Raw genomic sequence first — 17,200 nt, forward strand, 5'->3', positions numbered from 1 at the left:
GTCTGGTATCTTGGACGCTGGTCCTTTTGGTTTGAAATTCGTTTACAATTAATAAGAACAAGAAATAGAGAGATGAGTAGGAATTATGAGTGAACAGAAAGTGAAATTACGGAAAAAGTTGTATAAGTCGGGTAAACATTGGGTCGTAGCAGGGATTGCCTTCTTCGGTATGACGGCGGGCTTAACAACAATTGCTTCAGCCGATGGCGGCGTTGCGCCAGCTGTTACGACTGAGCAAGTTGAAGCAGAAGCGGTCACGTCAATTAGTCAGACACCGGTTGCTTCGGTGGCAACGATCAGCCAAGATGAGTATACGAATGTGGTGGCTAGTAGTGAAGGCGACAGTGTGGCCACATCGGCTAGTGTCGTGAGTGAATCCGTATCGGTGGCCAGCAGTTCGGCACTGACTATCACAGCTGAATCAAGTAACTTGGTTGGCACGAGTAGCGTGGCGAGTGCATCTACGTCTACATCGGCGTCTATCGTCAGTTCAAGTGTTGTAGCAGATGCCAATTCATCAGTCACGTCATCCGTAAGCGTTAAGTCAAGTGATGCTAGTAACGCGCAAGTGCCATCTGACGCTGTGAAAGTGACAGATGAAGTTAAACCAGATGGTACGAAAAATAAGGCGTATGCCTTGGCTGAAGTAGCTGCTAGTACTTCAGCTGATGCACAACAGCCCGCATCAGATCAAGCTATTGTGGCACAACCAGCCCCAGCCAATCAGAGTGGATTGAATGGTGTTGACAACGGTGTTCATTACACTGATGGCAAACCGTCCGCTGGGTTATTTCAAAATGTGCTGTACGGTCAAGATGGTAAGCCAGTGACTGGCTTTGATAGTAAAACCAACAAGACTTATGTCAAAGGTGTGCCGGCAAACACGACGGTAAACGGTGTCTTGTATCAAAACGGGCTGGCATTTTCAGGTGTGAATAAAACGAACAAGAAAATGTACGTCGCCGGTAAGTTGGCCAATACAAGTGTGCAGGGCGTGCGCTACCAAAACGGTATTGTGTTGAATGGCGTTGATAAGCAGAGCAAGAAAACCTATGTGGCTGGTAAATTAGCGAATGCAACGGTGAATGGGGTGCTCTATAAAAACGGCGTTGCGTTTACAGGGCAAAATCCCACCAATAAGAAGACTTATGTAGCTGGTAAGTTAGCTAACACGACAGTTAAAGGCACACTATATAAAAACGGCATCGTGTTCAGTGGCTTGAAGGCCGGTAAAATGTATGATCATGGGAAATTGGCAAATCGGACGCTAGCTGGTCGCCTCTATAAAAATGGCCAGGCATTTAATGGCTGGCAAGCAAAACGCTACTATACCGGTGGTAAGACGTTTAACGGTCAAATGGGTGGTAAGCTTTACCGTGATGGCCAAAGATTCTCGGGTTCATATAAGGGTATTTTGTACAATAACGGCGGTGTGAAAACGGGGTATGTTGGTGCGACATACTACGCGAAGGGCCGAAAAGCCAATGGTAAGATGACGGTTGGTCAGACAACGTATTTGTTCCATAACGGGACTAAACAAAGGGGCGTCCAAAAGGTCAATGGCACGTACTATATGTTTAATCTGAACAGTGGGGCGATGGTCAAGAATAAGTATGTTAAGTCGCAATGGGGTAACTACTATTTCTTTGGGGCTGACGGAAAAATCGGCACTGACGTGGTTAAGATGAATGGTACTTACTACTATTTCGATCACAAAACGTATTTGATGCACAAGAACACGTATGATAAGTCGCGTTGGGGCACATGGTACATGTTTGGCGGGGATGGTAAGGTCTTTAGTGGTTACAAGTATTGGTATGGTCAGTTGTACTACTTCAAGCCGGGGACGTACGAGAAAGCAACGAACCAGTACGTTTATGAAAATGGTAACCGTTACTGGGCCGATAAAAATGGTGTCGTGACATCAGGTAATGCCCAAATTGAAACGGCGATTGCGACCGGTTCAACCATTATTGGTAAGTCACCGTATAACTGGGGTGGTGGCCGCACACCGCAATCAATTGCGCTACGTCAATTTGATTGCTCATCATTTGTGCACTGGGCATATGCAAGTGCAGGCGTTGAGCTAGGAGATTATCGCACGGCCGTTACGTACTCAGAAGTGAATTTAGGCCGGGGAATTAATTGGAACAACATTAAGCGTGGGGATATCTTCTTCATGGATAACGTTGACCACGTTGGTATCTACCTCGGTGGCGGGTATTTCTTGCACGATTCTCCCAATTCACCAACGGGTGGTGTTGGCGTATCTAATCTAGATGATGTTGTCGATCGTTGGAACTTAGTGTACAAGGATTCTTGGCGAAATATTTCAGATAATATCGTGCGTCGCGTGGTTGGATAAATGAACAACTGTTCTTTTAATCAGGAGTAAGTCATGAAAAAATTAAAATTATCACTTTTAATGTTAGTAGCAGTGATTAGTGCGACTGCCTTTGCCGTTAATTCAGAGGCTGTCCACGCTGATACTGTCAAAGCCATTCAAAAGCAACACAAATCAGGTTATCTTAATGCGGATGGTCAATGGCTGTGGTTCGAAAATGGTCAACGTTATACAGGTTTCCGTCATTACATGGGAACGTACTACTGGTTCATTAATGGCGTCCGTCAAGATTCAGGTTGGCGCCATGCTTGGGGGATGACGTATTATACAGACGCTGAAGGGCGTGCTGTGCAAGGCGTCCAACAAATTAATGGCAAGGTGTATGACTTCGGTAATAATGGCACGTTCTTTTCGCGCGGTATTGTTAAGGACGCGTATGTTAATGTTCCTGGTGTTGGTTGGCGCTGGGTAAATAATGGTCAGATGTTCAGTGGCTTCCGTCATTATATGGGCACGTACTACTGGTTTGAAAACGGTGTACGCGCGGACAATGGTTGGCACTTTGCGTGGGGCTTCGCTTACTATACCGGTAAGGATGGTCGGGCATTGCAAGGCGAACAAACAATTGACGGTCAAACCCTAAATTTTGGTGACGATAATACCTTCTATCTCCGTTACTTTGATGGTGTGAGTGCAAACCCAGGGGATGATCCGCGTCGGTTCATGCAGCCTGTGACAAATCTGGAATTTGACTATGATAAAAACGGGCACCCAATACCAGGAACGGCTTATTGGGATAACTAGTTAACCAATTTTAATCAATTAGGCCCCAAGCTAAATTTGAATAGCAAACAAAACGGCATCCAATTCTGCGATGCCGTTTTGTCGTATATAAAGGATATTTCACCACGATAATGAAAATAGGACTATACTATTTTGTTGTATTTTTAGTTAGCCACAAGAGAGAGGTAATGAGTTATGAAGAAGCAATCGTGGTTGATTGCAGCAAGTGTTTTAGCTGGGTTAGTTGCTGCAGTGCCGGTTACGTCTGCTGATGACAGTGCAACGGTCATTGAGCAAGTGTCAACAAGTAGCCAGTCAGTATCGACAAGTGATCGTGTGCAGACTACTTCATCGAGTGAGAGTAGTTCGTCTGAGCAAGTGACCGTCAAGCAAAATGCGTCAGTTAGTTCAGTTAGTTCAGTTAGTTCGGTAAGTGCGACTGCGACTACAACCGTATCGTCTAAGCCGGCTGCAACGACGCCAACAAAAGTTGCACCGGTCAAAAATAATGTGGTCGTGGCGGGTGTGTATTATTTGAACGATAAGCCAGCAGCTGGTACTTATCGAGGGGTAGTATATGGTACTGATGGTAAGCCATTTAATGGGACTCAGAAAAATTTGATGTATGTTGCAGGGAGACTTGCAAATAAGCAGTTAGTGAATGGCAAGTATTACGTTGGTGGAAAATTGTCGCAAGGCGTTTACGAAGGTAAGCAATACGACGAACACGGTGAATTTGTGGATGGTGGTTACTTCAACGGTTATTACTACGAAAACGGCGTTAAGGTGACTGGCCTAACGCGTAACGGTTTTCTTTTCAAGAACGGTGTTTCGTTCTATGGCGATTTGAATGGTCGCCATTACGAAATGGGGACGTTGTTCACGGGTAATTTGAACGGTGTCATCTACAAGGATGGTTTGAAGTTCACTGGGAATCGCGGTGGTGTCTATTATAAAGCCGGTAAGCCTTTCTCCGGGGTGATGAGTAACGTGCTTTATCACAACGGTCGTCGATACACGGGTTACCATACATCGAAATTTAATAACGTGATAACACTATTTAAAGATGGCCGCTTGTTCTCGGGTACGCGCAATGGCGTTTACTACAAGAGTGGTAAGGCGTTTTCGGGGGTCTTGAATAATAAGCTCTACAAGGCTGGCCGGAAGTATGCGGGTTATCATTTTGCTACCGTTAACTATGCATCAAAGCTGTTCCGTAATGGCAGTTTGTTTACAGGTACGTACCATAAGAGCATGTACGAAGCAGGTCAAAAGTTGACGCTGGTTAGTCGTAAGGCATTTCCAGTTAAAAATACCGTACTAACCAACGTAGCAGGCAAGCAAATTGGTACTTTGAAGGCCGGTACGTCAGTAATCATCTATTCTGGTTCGCAACATGGCATGTTAGTAACGACAATGGCGGGTAAGCGATTGGGTTATGCAGAGGATGGATATACGGGTCTAAAAACGGTAGGTGATTTTGGACCGAATGTTGTTTCAACATTTTATTATCCAGAGGCACCGGTACATGACCTGTACTTGATGGCAGTTGACGACCGATTGGTTCAATTCGATGTTATTAAAAATCTAAAAACGCAACAAAAGACTCACGTTGCGATTGCCGCGATGCATGGTCAATACGGAATTGACACAATTAAAATTAAAGCTGGTCAGAAGTTGATTAATTGGCATGCTAAGTACCAAACAAATCAAAACGGTCGCTGGCCAGTAACTGGTGGTACAATTCTGACTGAGCGTACAGCGGCGCCAATTAAGTATCATGGCAAGATTTACTTTAAGACAACCGTGATCTTCCAGACTAGTGATGAACATTATAAAATAACAAAAACAAAGCTGGTTACTGGATATGTACCGTTGTCATATCTATCAACAGGATTTAAGGGTGGCGCATTCGGCTACTATTATTTGGGTGGTAAGTAAAAATTTAATAGATTAAGGCTCCGGAAAATTAATCTTCCGGAGTTTTTTCATGCGCAATAGCAGTGCAATCTTTGCCCAAGTGTCACAATCAGTTGACTAAATCTCAGTGAAAGTGCAAAATTTTAGAGTTAGTTTTATTCAGGAGAGAAGAGAAACGTGACTAAAAAAATCGGACGTATCATTCTGATTGTGGTAATGATAATGTTGGTGATTGGCTTGTCGTTGGTAACGATGTCGGCCTCGCCACTGTATCGCACCAATCAGTGGGTGGATACGAATGCAATGTTTTCAATGGGCCGGGCGTTGGCTTCGGGGATGGTGCCGTATCGCGACATTGTTGAGCAACGTGGTCCGTTGATGTTTGGTTTGTTTGCTATCGCATCATTTATTTCAAAAACGAGCTTTATCGGCGTGTTTGTTATCGAAGTGATTAACGCTTTGATTGTGTACTTCTTTGCAAGCAAAATCGCTGCGTTTTATTTTGATAATAAGAACGTTGCTAGCGTACTGGGCTTGTTAGGACCAGGGGTGATGGTGGGTACGCACGCCTTTGAATTAGGTGGCGCTCCCGAAGAGTTTGCCTTCCCGGTTATCATGGGCTTCATTTATTTAGCGTTCTTATGGCAACGCCAAAACAAGCAATTGCGCCCATGGCTGTACCTGATTGCCGGCTTTGGTTTGTTTTATGTCTTTTGGGTCAAGTACGCCATGATTGGTGCATTGATTATTTTCTTCCTATACGTAGGCTTTGGTTTGTTAGCTGATCGAAATTGGCGTGGCCTATTCATGGCAGTTGGTCTGTCGTTAATTGGCTTCCTTGTGCCATCGGCGGTGATGCTGGGTGTCTTTTACCAACACCATGCCTTGCAATCGTTGATTGATGTATATTTCAAAATGAATATGATGGCGTATGGCGAAAATCAAAATGGCATGATCTCACAGTTGGTGAATTCGCTGGGCTTGTTTGCGGAACCGATTAATCAACACTGGCTCATTACAGCAATTACAGCAGTTGGCTTGGTTCTGACAAAGATTGGTCGCCAACGAAGCATGTTGTTTATGATGTTTTTCGGTACGGTGGCGATGTTAGTCTTAACGCATTTTGTGCGAGAGTACTACGTCCTATTGTTGATGCCATTCTTTGTGGTTGCGTTATTCCAAGTATTTGCCTGGTTGATTAATTGGCAGAAAGAATTATTGCGGCCAGTTATGTTGTTGGTTATGATTGGCATATTTGTCATACCGTTTTATGGAAATTCTTATATTAAAACGGCAACTCCGCGCGATGCCCATCAGCCATTTTTGGCACGCCATGGTCAGCCGACTGATCAAAGCGTACAAGAACGTTTTGCAGCGGATATGCATAAAAAATCAAAGCACCCAAGTATCTTGATGGTTAATTCATTAGATTCCGGGTTCTTCTTGGCGGCGGATACGCATCCGGTGATACGGTACTTCCACTTAATGAACATGACGTATGATGAGTTCCCTGAAATGTATCATTCATTTTCAGATACAATGACGCATCGACGTGTCCAATATGTTGTGGTATTTGTACCTGGTAATCAGCCATTGGCGATTGATATGCGGAATGCTTTGAATGGCGTTCACCCGTACAACAAGGCACCATTGGTGAAAAATTACCGATTGATTGATACTGGCTATCAATTGTTGGCAGGTAAGCCCAAGAATTGGGCGTTGTTTGAATTGAAATAGTTTAAAAAGCACGAGAGAATGATTCGCTCGTGCTTTTTTGTTGCACTTTCGCAACAGATATTTTTGTGTGTTGGAACTTTTGCTAACCATTTATCAAAAAAATAGGCGTAAACTTTTTAAGTTAAATATTTTACGGGAGATGAAGAAGGTTGAAGAATCGTTTGAGTAAGTTAGCGATTATGGGTTTGACGATGGTTGGTGCAATTGCTTTTGGGCAAAGTAATGCATCAGTTTCAGCAGATTCAATCAAGACACAATATCAAGGTAATTGGTATGCGCACCAAAATGGGCGTTGGTACCACGTTAACGTGACAAAGAATCATGTGACGGGTACGGGATATACAGATTACGGACGGAATCATACATTCAATTTGAATCCAAAGTATACAGCATTTTGGAACGCCAATGAGCACGGCTATTATTTAGGTGTCGGCAATCTATCATTCCAGTCAATGTATTTAGGGTTGAATGGTAACTTTACGACATTGAAATTGTTGGCGGGTCAAGATACAGGCACAACGATTTTTTATCGGTCAAAGGATGCAGCCTTAGGAAAGTATTTCACGGCGACGGTGCAACACATCGATGTCACGACAAAAAAGAAGATTGGTACGGACTGGCATGTGAAGTCGCCAGCTGCGGAAAATTGGTGGTTTGAGCCAGGTAACGGGTACCAATATTATCAGTTGCAAGGCTCGAAGCGTGTTAATTATAAGCTGAATAGCAATCGGACTTTCAAAATTTACTACAAGGCAACTTATCGTAAATTGACCATCAAGAACTACGATTTCGATACCGGTAAGTTAATTTCAACGCAGACGAAGATGGTTAAGGTTGGCACGACGCCACTGGTTAAGCCGGGAACCGTGAAGGGGTACCAAGCTTATTCAGCCGCCAAGTATGCAAAGCGGGTTAACTTGGATCAAACCATGTCAATGACCTATCGCAAGGCTGCCACGATTACGGTGAAGTACCAAGCGAACGAAGGGACGCAGTTGAATCCAAAGTGGACGGATATTGCGAATGCGAAGACCTATACGAGTGTGATTGGTAAGCAGTTACATATTGCGCCAGTTCAGAATGGTGATTACATTATGCCAGCAGCACAAGACATCACTGTAACGGGTAACCGGACAATTGTTTTGAACTATCAGTTGAATAAGCAAGGATATTTGAACAAGTACAATCAAGCGATTACGAATAAGCATTTTGATGCAGCGCACACGACGCAGTTGAAGGCTGCTACCGATATTTATTACACGCAAATGAAGTCAGCCACGAGTGCATCAGCCCTTAAGAAGGCATGGAACAACTTTAATGATGTGATGCAACATGTCACGGTGATGAATTTGAACGTGTATGATATGAATGCGCGCGAAAGTGACGGACGCCCACAACTTTCTGATCGGGTAACGTTGGCTAAGTCAGTCACGAATGATAACCAATTTACACAATCTAATTTGTGGCAGACACAGTTGCATGCTTGGCTGATGTACAATGGTGCAAATCGTAAAGTATGGGTAAGCGGTGCTAAGGCTGGTTCAGGGTGGATTGATCCAGCTAAAATCACTGAAGGTACGGTTGAAAATGTGCCGGTATCAACATCAATTACAGATGCGGATACGTCAATGCATGCTTTGCGGGCAACGTCGATGATTGCCTACGAGGCTAAGACAACGGTTGACTTAACCACGCGCCAAAAGATGTTGGCATCTGATAGTGGTTTCCACGCTTATATTGCAGGTTACACGATTTATCATAATGTGTTTGGATCGGGTAATAATATTGTGTACATGACGTATAAGAGCGTCGGAACGCCAAATGTTCTTGGTGCTAATGCAACACGTATGAAGGTTTTGCAGTCATCAAGTACGCAACTTCAATTAGATGGCCGTTACTATAATGACTTGATGGTGCAGGACAGCTGGTCAGCAACCGAAAACGGTGATTGGGCAAGCTGGTTTGTAATTCCTGGCCAATACACAGATGATGATATTGCTAATGCAACCTATTGGTGGTTACCACAGTATGCAAATAAGGGATATGGTCAAAAGTCGATGTCACTGAACTAAATAATTTGTTGAAGGCAGATGCGTAAGTGTCGGGATTTTTGTCTCGATTCTGGGAATGGCCGATAAACACCGCAAATCTCATATAAATTAGTCCTAAATACGAGTATACTTATTTTCTGTAAAGAGAAATAATGGAGAATGAGATGAGGAAGACTATGGTCCTGACGTTGTTGGCAGCAACGTCATTTGGTTTGGTAACCGTTGGTCAAGCACATGCAGCGACTGCAAGTTATACAACCACTTTTAAATATGTCGATGCAACGACGAATAAAACGTTGAAGACGGTTAAAACAACTGGCTCAAAGAATAAAACTTATACTTACAAGCCGGTGGCGATTAAGCACTACGCAACACCGGCGAAGTTGTCTTATAAGGTAACAAAATCAAGTACAATCACGTTGAAAGTGAAGGCCACTTCTCGCAAAGTGACAGTTAAGTATGTTGATCGTTATAATAATGCAACCATCAAACCAGCTAAGATTGAAATGGTGCCGGTTGGTAAGACAGCAACATTTACACCAGTAAGTGTTACTGGCTACCAAGTAACCAGTAAAGCAACTAAGAAATTGGCAAATGTTAAGTTAGATAGCACAGTAACGTTTACGTATGACAAATTGTTTAAGGTGACGCAAAATTCGGTCGCTATGGATACTAAAAAGTCACTTGGTACGAGTAGTCAGACTGTAAAACGAGGTCAAACAGTTACGTTAACACCAAATCCAGTCGCAAATTACGTGACGCCAGCTGTGCAAAAGGTTCAGGTTAATAAAGATATAACAGCCACATTTAATTATCAACCGTTGTACTACAACGTGGTGGTTGATGCAATTGGCTCTGATGGTACTAAGTGGCAATCTATTAACAAAAAAGTCAAAAGCGGAGAATCGGTTATGCTAGTACCGGAAAAACATAACGGTTACGCGACGCCGGTCAGTCAAAAGGTTACACCAACTAAAGATATGAGAGTGACATTGACGTATCCAAAATTTTATACGGTTAATGTCGCTGAAAAAGCTGCTGATGGGACAGTTCTGGCAACTCGTTCAATGCAAGGACAAGCGGGGCAAGGCGTAAAGGTAACACCAGGCTCTTACGAAGGTTATGTGACACCGACATCCCGAACTGTTAATCAGTCAACGACGGTATCATTTGTCTACCAAATTGATCGAACTCATCAAGATGACGCGTACAACAAATTAATTGCTGGTGTGGATAATCAAGTTCAAGCGAAGTCGGCACTTGCTGCGTACAAAGCAGACTATAATAAGGCCACGGCGTTGGCATCTTATCAAGCTGCGCAACAAGTCATGGGTACCATGACGTTAAAGTCATTAGGTGGTCAAGCGATGCGGATTGTAGATTCATACAATTCAAATGATATTATTGCGGGTAAGAAGATGGGAGCTTCGGACATTACGATGGCTGACGGATCAAACGACGTTTACATCGCGTATTTTGCGTCAGGTGATTATGATTGGGTAGTTGACCAGACAACCAAGCAAGCTGGTTGGATTAAGCAAAGTCTTTTGACTACTGACGGTGTAGGCATGCGTGATGGAGATGCCTACACGTATAAGGTTGAGAAAAAATCTGATTTAACGGGATCATACGTTTACGTGGGCAATGATGTTACCGGTACACTTGATAGTTATACGATTCAATATGGTATTAATGGTATCTACGATGATGCCGTGGTTAAGTTTACTTTTAACAAAGATGTGAACGTACCTGTTAAGGCGGGTGATTTTACGATGGAGAAGGCGTCTTTGTTTGTGGGTGACAGTGATCATCCAATCATGGCTGACAGCCAGGCCACGGATTGGACGAATCAACAAGTCTACTCAGTGACATTCTCAATTAGCGCGGATGATGCAGATGAGCTAATTGAGGATGGTGGCTATGTTGGATATGGTTCGGTATCTGATTTAGGTGAAAAGCCACATGCGTTTAATTTGCCTGGTGAAAATTCAGGTGATTACAGTACATCAGTTTAAGAAATAATTAGTAGGAACAGCAGTTTGACACGCGTAGTCAGACTGCTGTTTTTAAGTTCCCTTTTTCTAACCACGTTTCGAATGACATGTTAATATAACATTTGTAAATTAATTGAAACATATTTTCGAGGTGGTTATGATGTTTAAGTTGGGTTCTGTATTAGCGACAGTTGCTGTGTTAGGTAGCTTGGCAGGTTCATCAGTAGAAGTATCTGCAGCGCAAACAACACAACATAATCATGTTTCAGCAAAGAAGACTGTCAAGAAGACAACGCACAAGAAGATTGTGTCTAAGCAAGTTGTTAAGAAAGCAACTACAAAAAAGGCAGTTCAGGCACACAAGGTGTCCGTTGCACCTAAAAAAGTTGTGCCAGTGAAGGCTTCTTCTGTAAAGGTTTCGGTCGCAAAGTCTTCTACAAAGACGAGCGTCGTTAGTCATGCCACATCAAGTGTGAAGCCAGCAACGAGTACGAAGGTTGTCAAAAAGCCAGCGCCTGTAACGCCGGCTACAAAAGTTAACGCAAACCCTTGGATGTCGGTCGATGAACCAACTTTCGCAAAGGTTTCTCAAACCTGGAAGACAACTGTTCCAGCTGCAAGTACAGCTGCGATTACGTGGTATGCAGGAAATGATGGCTATGTAAAGATTAATAACTACTTGCGTGGTATTACGACAACTGCGGATGCACAAACAACAGCTGCAACAGCGGCCATTCACAATGCGGTGACGACTTACAACAACCCAAAGACTACAGTGGTTTATCGTGGGGTTAGTGCGAAGGGGCTGCAGATTTCATTGCACAATGCACCATTGCAAGTCGGCGCATTGTACAGCGATAATGCCTTTATGAGTACGTCGTTTGACAAGGGTGTCGCGTTTGATTTTGCAAAGGATCCATCAGATAGTTACGTACTGCAAATGACAATTCCAGCTGGTACAGGTCACGGTGCCTATATCGCACCGTTGTCAAAAGAATATGGTTTGGAATCAGAATACTTGGTGAAGGATCACTCAGAATTTAAAGTGACTGGTTTTTCAACATTGACTGGTAATTATAACCAGAAGTACCACGTTGTTGAAATGACGATGGTTAAGTAAATATTTAAATGAAATGGCGAGGCTATCTAAGAAGATGTCCTCGCTATTTGTTTGGAATATAATTCTATTCTGAAATGGAAGATGACTATCCAAGAAAATGTGTCTATAATAAACAAGTATTAATTTTTTGTACGTATTTTTACACTAGGAGACGTGGTATGGGTAAGTTTTTTAAGACAGTGATGCTTACAGTGGCAGCTGTCGTTGGGTTTAACGTTGCATCAGGTACGGTACAACAAACGCATGCAGATGAATTGCAAACGATTCAAGCGCAACACAAGTCGGGCTACTTGGGTACGCCACAAGGGTGGTTCTGGTTCGAAAATGGGCAAAAGTATACGGGATTCCGTTACTACATGGGCACGTACTACTGGTTTATTAATGGTGTCCGTCAAGATTCAGGTTGGCGTCATGCTTGGGGTATGACTTATTACACGGATAATCAAGGACGCGCAGTTCAAGGTAATCGTGTAATTGACGGAGTGTCATATTACTTTGGTGATAACGGTACATTCTTCTTGCGTGGTAAGGCATCTGGTTACATGGATGCTGGCCAAGGTTGGCTGTGGTACGAAGGTGGACAACGTTTCACAGGTTTCCGTAACTATATGGGCGCTTATTACTGGTTCCAAAATGGTATGCGCCAACAAAACAAGTGGGAAAACGCTTGGGGTATGACGTATTACGTTGGTGCTGACGGTCGCACGGTACAAGGCTACCAAACGATTGGTGGTAAGAGTTATTACTTCGGTGATAACGGTACTTTCTTCCAACGACCAGCACCAACTGCTCCAGTGGCGCCAGCAGCACATGGACAGATTAAGGGATCGGTTGATCACATTTACCACGTGCCAGGTGGTCGCTATTACAACCGCACAAAGAATGTCGTGCAATGGTTCTGGACGGAACAAGATGCGCGTAATGCCGGATACCGGCCTTCAGAGTATTAATTAAAAATTCAATTTGTGTCAGTAAGAACAGTGGGAAGCTGTTCTTTTTTTTTGTCCTTTTCGCGGTAACTTTCGTTGAAACGCATAAAGAATAAGTGTACTATATGTCTAGCTATTCGAAATGGGAGAGTGAGACAGATGGTACGGCCGACTTGGTTGCCACAAAAGACAACGTTTTATCTAAATATTGTGTTGAGTACGACCTATATTGCAGTGACTATTTTTGAGATGATCATGCATGTGCCGGCCTGGGTGTTCTGGATTGACCATATTTTGTGGGTGTACTTTGGTATTGTTTATATTCGAGGCATGCAGCGGGCACGTGACAAGAAACGTTATTTTGCAACACATCTAATCGATTTGATTGCATTGACGCCGTTCAAATCATTGCGATTTTTGAAGGTGCTTCGTTTATTGAAAGTGCTAACGTTGATTGGCAATATCTTAAATAAGATTTTCCGGAAAACTAATATTGCAAACGTTTTTTATGTCGTTGCTGCGATTGTTATCGCGGTGGCGGTGTCCTTCCATTTCGTTGAGCATCAAAGCTATATGAATAGTTTTTATTGGGCAATTATTACCGTGTCAACCGTTGGATACGGCGACGTTTCCGCGCATACGACGCTCGGCAAATTATTGTCCATTCTGATGGCGCTTGGTGGCGTTGGAATGTTTGGTGTGCTGACATCTTCAATTACCAGTTATTTCTAGGAAGAGAATGAGGCACTCCAAGAAGAAGTTGCTGAGATGAAGCAACAACTGAATCGAATCGAAAAATATTTGATAGACGCTAATAAACGGTAAAGCAAGGCCGATTGCCTTGCTTTTTTCTTTAATCTGGAACGGAGGAACTATGGACCGCAAAATAGAGGGCATTATCGCTGCCTTAATGACGGTTATTTGGTTGGTATTATTAAACGTGTTTTTTGCGGGGAAAGTAACAGCACCTGATCAGGTGAAAATTCTACCGGATATGCGGATTACCTACATTAGGCTTGAAGCAACGCCTGAATATACCGCTGTGAGTTATGACAATGTAACAATGAAAAATAATAGCAACGTTATTTCTGGTGCAATTGGTGCGAAGGGCTATCATTTGGACTCACCAGTTGATTTGGCAGTTTTTAATGCTGAACGACTTATTTTTAAGCACAGTATTCGTATCAATCAGAACTTTAAGTTCAATTTACCTGAGAAACTAAATAAGGATGCTCGAATAAAGTTTGAATTATTAGATCGACACGGAAACATTTTAAATAAATCGAGTGATTTTCAGCTTGCAGCATGGCACGTTCTGACATCAGTATCGCAACCAATAAAAAAGAACTTTGGTGATATATCATTTGGTAATAGTCGGCTTGAAATTAAGAATTTCAAAATTGTAAATACCCCTAAGACGGGCTTGTCGTTTACAAATAAAATTGCGTATCAAACGACATTGCCAATGCAAATGAATCGTTCTGATAATGATGAAACAAATGTTATTACTGCACGGCCTAATTCAATTCGACCAATTACAAAGTTTGAAACCAATTTATTGTTACCGACCGAAACAACGAATTTGGTTAATTGGGCTAATCCGCAAGGTAGTATGATTCATGGCGACAAATTATATATTGTTTACGAGAGTAACGCCAAAAAAAGGTATGGCCGTGTAGTGATGTTTGACTTAAAGAAATTAAGCCAAGCAGGCATAATTGGTGGTGGCAAAAATAGATTGCGTGAACTAGAAAAGTTAGTTAATAGTCAAACGTTTATTTCAACTAAGATGGTACAGGCACTTGATTCGGTGCAGGTCGGACCTGAATTTTATACAGGTCATGGTCAGGCGTTGTCATTTGATGCCAAGTCCAAGCGGTTGTGGTTAATGGCTGAAGGGGACGACGCCTATAAGCAATCATTGACACAAGTTGATTTGAAGACACTTGCACCTGTAGAAATTGCAGATTTTACTTTTACTGATCCACGGTCGCATGACAAAATAAATAGTGAACGTAATTTTTCGATTGATAACACCGGAAACATGTATATTGTATCTGTCGTCACAAATAAGACAAAAAAAGATACTAATCTACAGAATGGGGATGTGATGCTGTATCACGGTAGGATGGTTGACGGCAAACCTAAGTTTTCGGTAACGCCGACGGTTATTCGCAGCAAGCCTGGGTATTATACACAGTTCTTGTCGTTTAATGAAAAGGACCAGAAGTTGTACTACATTACAGATGGTGCTTACTTAGCTATTCCAATGACGAAATGGCTAGTCGGCAGTCTAACTTATCCAGATTTTGATATGGGTGTTTATGCGACGCAGGATGGTGGTACACGCGAATTTGAAGCGATGGACTGGGGTCCAACGCATCAGTCATACTTAGTTGTTAATCGTGGTGCAGAGTTAATGAAGGGCCAATAAGGCATTAGGAGTAGGGGTTATGTTTAAAAAGGTTAATTGGCAGTTAATGCTTGTGGTACTGATTGTGCCATTGGTGATTATGAGTCCCATTTTATTTAATGGTACGGCACTATTAGGTGTGGATGGTTATTTTCATTACAATCGTATTTTTGAAGCAGCAATGCAGCTGCGAGATCGTAATTTGAGTTTTTTGAATTTATATACATTTCAGCAAACTGGTCGTATTGTCAACCAGGTTTATAGTCCGCTTGTAACTTATTTCTTCGGCGCGTTACTGTTGGTTGCAGGAACTTGGTATAAATTTCAAATTTTAACGTTATACATTGTCTACGCATTGGGGATTTTGACGATGTATTTTGCGGCCACAAAGATTGGATTAACAAAACGTTGGGCATTAGGCTTGGGTGTCGTATACACATCGTCCGCTGCTGTGTATGGTTTTGTTTTTGGAGCGACCTGGAAGTCAATTGCTTTAGCGATTGTGCCACTGGTTATTCCAAGTTTGGTGCACTTGTTTGAAGGTCGTTTTAATTGGCGTCGAACGGTGTACTTGGGTGTTGTCGTTGCTTTGCTGGCACAATTCCAAGTGTTAACAGTAGCGATTGTCTTACCAATGTTGTTGCCTTTCTTTGTTCACGGTATCTGGTTCACAAAAGCTAAGTTGCGATTATTGGGACGTATAGTATTATCTGCGATATTGGCGATTGTGTTAAGTTTGAACACGATTATGCCGTTAGCTGAGGTATATCGAAATACTTTGATTTCTCCTGTGGCGATGAACATGGTGCCACAAACAAGCCCAATTTTTCAGCCGATGTATACGGGGGTTAATTCGAATAGTGACATCGTGATTTCTGTCATGGCCTTTCTATTGCTAGGTATGACAATTGCTTTTTGGAAAAAATTGAGTGTGGTAACTCGATTTATGGCTATTGTCGCCATTGTTTATTTGGTGGTGGGGACTTCACTTGTACCGTGGCACTTGTTGGAAACTAATTACCCAGGATTACGATCATTCTTGCAGATGCCGCGTCGAATTAGCTTGACGGGATATGCACTAACTATTGTTGTAGTTGGTAAGGTGTTTATGGAAGTGCGTCCGGATAATAACGTTGTGCGTCACCTTACGCCGGTAATTCTTGCAGTAGTATCCGTGCTACTTCTGACTCAGAAGGTTGCGAACAATGTCTACTATGTTCAAAACGAGAAGACACCACTGTACGCGGGATTGCAGGCAACGCCTCGCAATGTGTACTCGCCAGACATTCATACGTTTGTGCAGCTTCAACCGCTATTCCATGATGGTGATATGGGTAAGTTGATTTATCATGTTGATCGTACGACACCGGATTATGTGCCGGTTGATTCGACAACTGAAACGCACCAGCCAACCTATGATGCCTACATGAACTCATTTTCAAAGCAATGGCGTCCCTACCAACACATTGTTAATGGTGATGGGACGATGACATTACAGTGGAAGAGCAATGTTGCTAACAAAAAGAGACTAATTCCGGTTGTTGCTTATGAACAGACTCGTTTGAAAATGAATGGTAAAACTGTCAATGAAGGAATGCTTGGAAGAAACGTTGTGGGCGCGTTGTTTATTCCGGACAAAAAAGGAATTAATAAGCTTACGATATCTTACGTTCCGATGTTTGGGACGATGGCGGGAATTGTAGCAAGTTTGATAGCGTGGATTGCAGTGTTTTTAAATGTTGCCATTTGGCTTATGAAGAAATGAGATGAGGCTGGGACAGAACAGTTCTAGCTGAAAATGAAGAAGGAGAAGAAAATCCGACGGATTTTCTTCTCCTTCTTTCTTTTTATCCAAAAATAACGGGATTTTATCCCGCCATGATGGCCATTTTCGTCATATTCATGGCCA

At 42.7% G+C, this 17,200-nt stretch carries 11 protein-coding genes; all 11 read left to right on the forward strand.

Annotated features, from left to right (window positions below; all coding sequences use genetic code 11):
* Window positions 1–85: 85 nt before the first annotated feature.
* The 11 genes from ACJ28U_RS12260 to ACJ28U_RS12310 all read left to right on the forward strand — a co-directional run bounded on the left by ACJ28U_RS12260 (window position 86) and on the right by ACJ28U_RS12310 (window position 17,056).
* Entirely contained in the window at window positions 86–2,365 is a 2,280-nt protein-coding gene (locus tag ACJ28U_RS12260; protein WP_407619469.1) for an NlpC/P60 family protein, read from the forward strand.
* 33 nt (window positions 2,366–2,398) lie between these two features.
* Window positions 2,399–3,148 carry a 1,4-beta-N-acetylmuramidase gene (locus tag ACJ28U_RS12265; protein ID WP_407619470.1) on the forward strand — a complete coding sequence of 250 codons (750 nt, stop codon included), beginning with the start codon at window positions 2,399–2,401 and terminating at the stop codon, window positions 3,146–3,148.
* A 174-nt stretch (window positions 3,149–3,322) separates the two neighbouring features.
* Window positions 3,323–5,068, forward strand: a complete 1,746-nt coding sequence (locus tag ACJ28U_RS12270; RefSeq protein WP_407619471.1) for a hypothetical protein — start codon at window positions 3,323–3,325, stop codon at window positions 5,066–5,068.
* A gap of 156 nt (window positions 5,069–5,224) precedes the next feature.
* Window positions 5,225–6,784 (forward strand): hypothetical protein, encoded by a 1,560-nt coding sequence (locus tag ACJ28U_RS12275; protein ID WP_407619472.1) that lies wholly within the window; start codon window positions 5,225–5,227, stop codon window positions 6,782–6,784.
* A gap of 149 nt (window positions 6,785–6,933) precedes the next feature.
* Window positions 6,934–8,856, forward strand: a complete 1,923-nt coding sequence (locus ACJ28U_RS12280; protein WP_407619473.1) for a hypothetical protein — start codon at window positions 6,934–6,936, stop codon at window positions 8,854–8,856.
* Between the two features lie 143 nt (window positions 8,857–8,999).
* Window positions 9,000–10,850, forward strand: coding sequence for a hypothetical protein (locus tag ACJ28U_RS12285; protein WP_407619474.1), 1,851 nt, complete (start codon window positions 9,000–9,002; stop codon window positions 10,848–10,850).
* 136 nt (window positions 10,851–10,986) lie between these two features.
* The gene (locus tag ACJ28U_RS12290) at window positions 10,987–11,949 is read left to right on the forward strand and encodes an ADP-ribosyltransferase (RefSeq protein WP_407619475.1); all 963 of its coding nucleotides are present in this window, start codon (window positions 10,987–10,989) and stop codon (window positions 11,947–11,949) included.
* Between the two features lie 158 nt (window positions 11,950–12,107).
* On the forward strand, window positions 12,108–12,899 hold the full coding sequence (locus ACJ28U_RS12295) for a 1,4-beta-N-acetylmuramidase (protein WP_407619476.1): 792 nt from the start codon (window positions 12,108–12,110) through the stop codon (window positions 12,897–12,899).
* Between the two features lie 138 nt (window positions 12,900–13,037).
* Complete coding sequence (locus ACJ28U_RS12300; RefSeq protein ID WP_407619477.1) at window positions 13,038–13,610, forward strand: potassium channel family protein; 573 nt, start codon at window positions 13,038–13,040, stop codon at window positions 13,608–13,610.
* Between the two features lie 142 nt (window positions 13,611–13,752).
* Window positions 13,753–15,312, forward strand: coding sequence for a hypothetical protein (locus ACJ28U_RS12305; protein ID WP_407619478.1), 1,560 nt, complete (start codon window positions 13,753–13,755; stop codon window positions 15,310–15,312).
* 19 nt (window positions 15,313–15,331) lie between these two features.
* A complete protein-coding gene (locus ACJ28U_RS12310) occupies window positions 15,332–17,056 on the forward strand; it encodes a hypothetical protein (RefSeq protein WP_407619479.1) in 1,725 nt (574 codons plus the stop codon).
* The last annotated feature ends 144 nt before the right edge of the window (window positions 17,057–17,200 follow it).

Source organism: Weissella sp. MSCH1 (assembly GCF_045799135.1).
Lineage (GTDB): Bacteria > Bacillota > Bacilli > Lactobacillales > Lactobacillaceae > Weissella.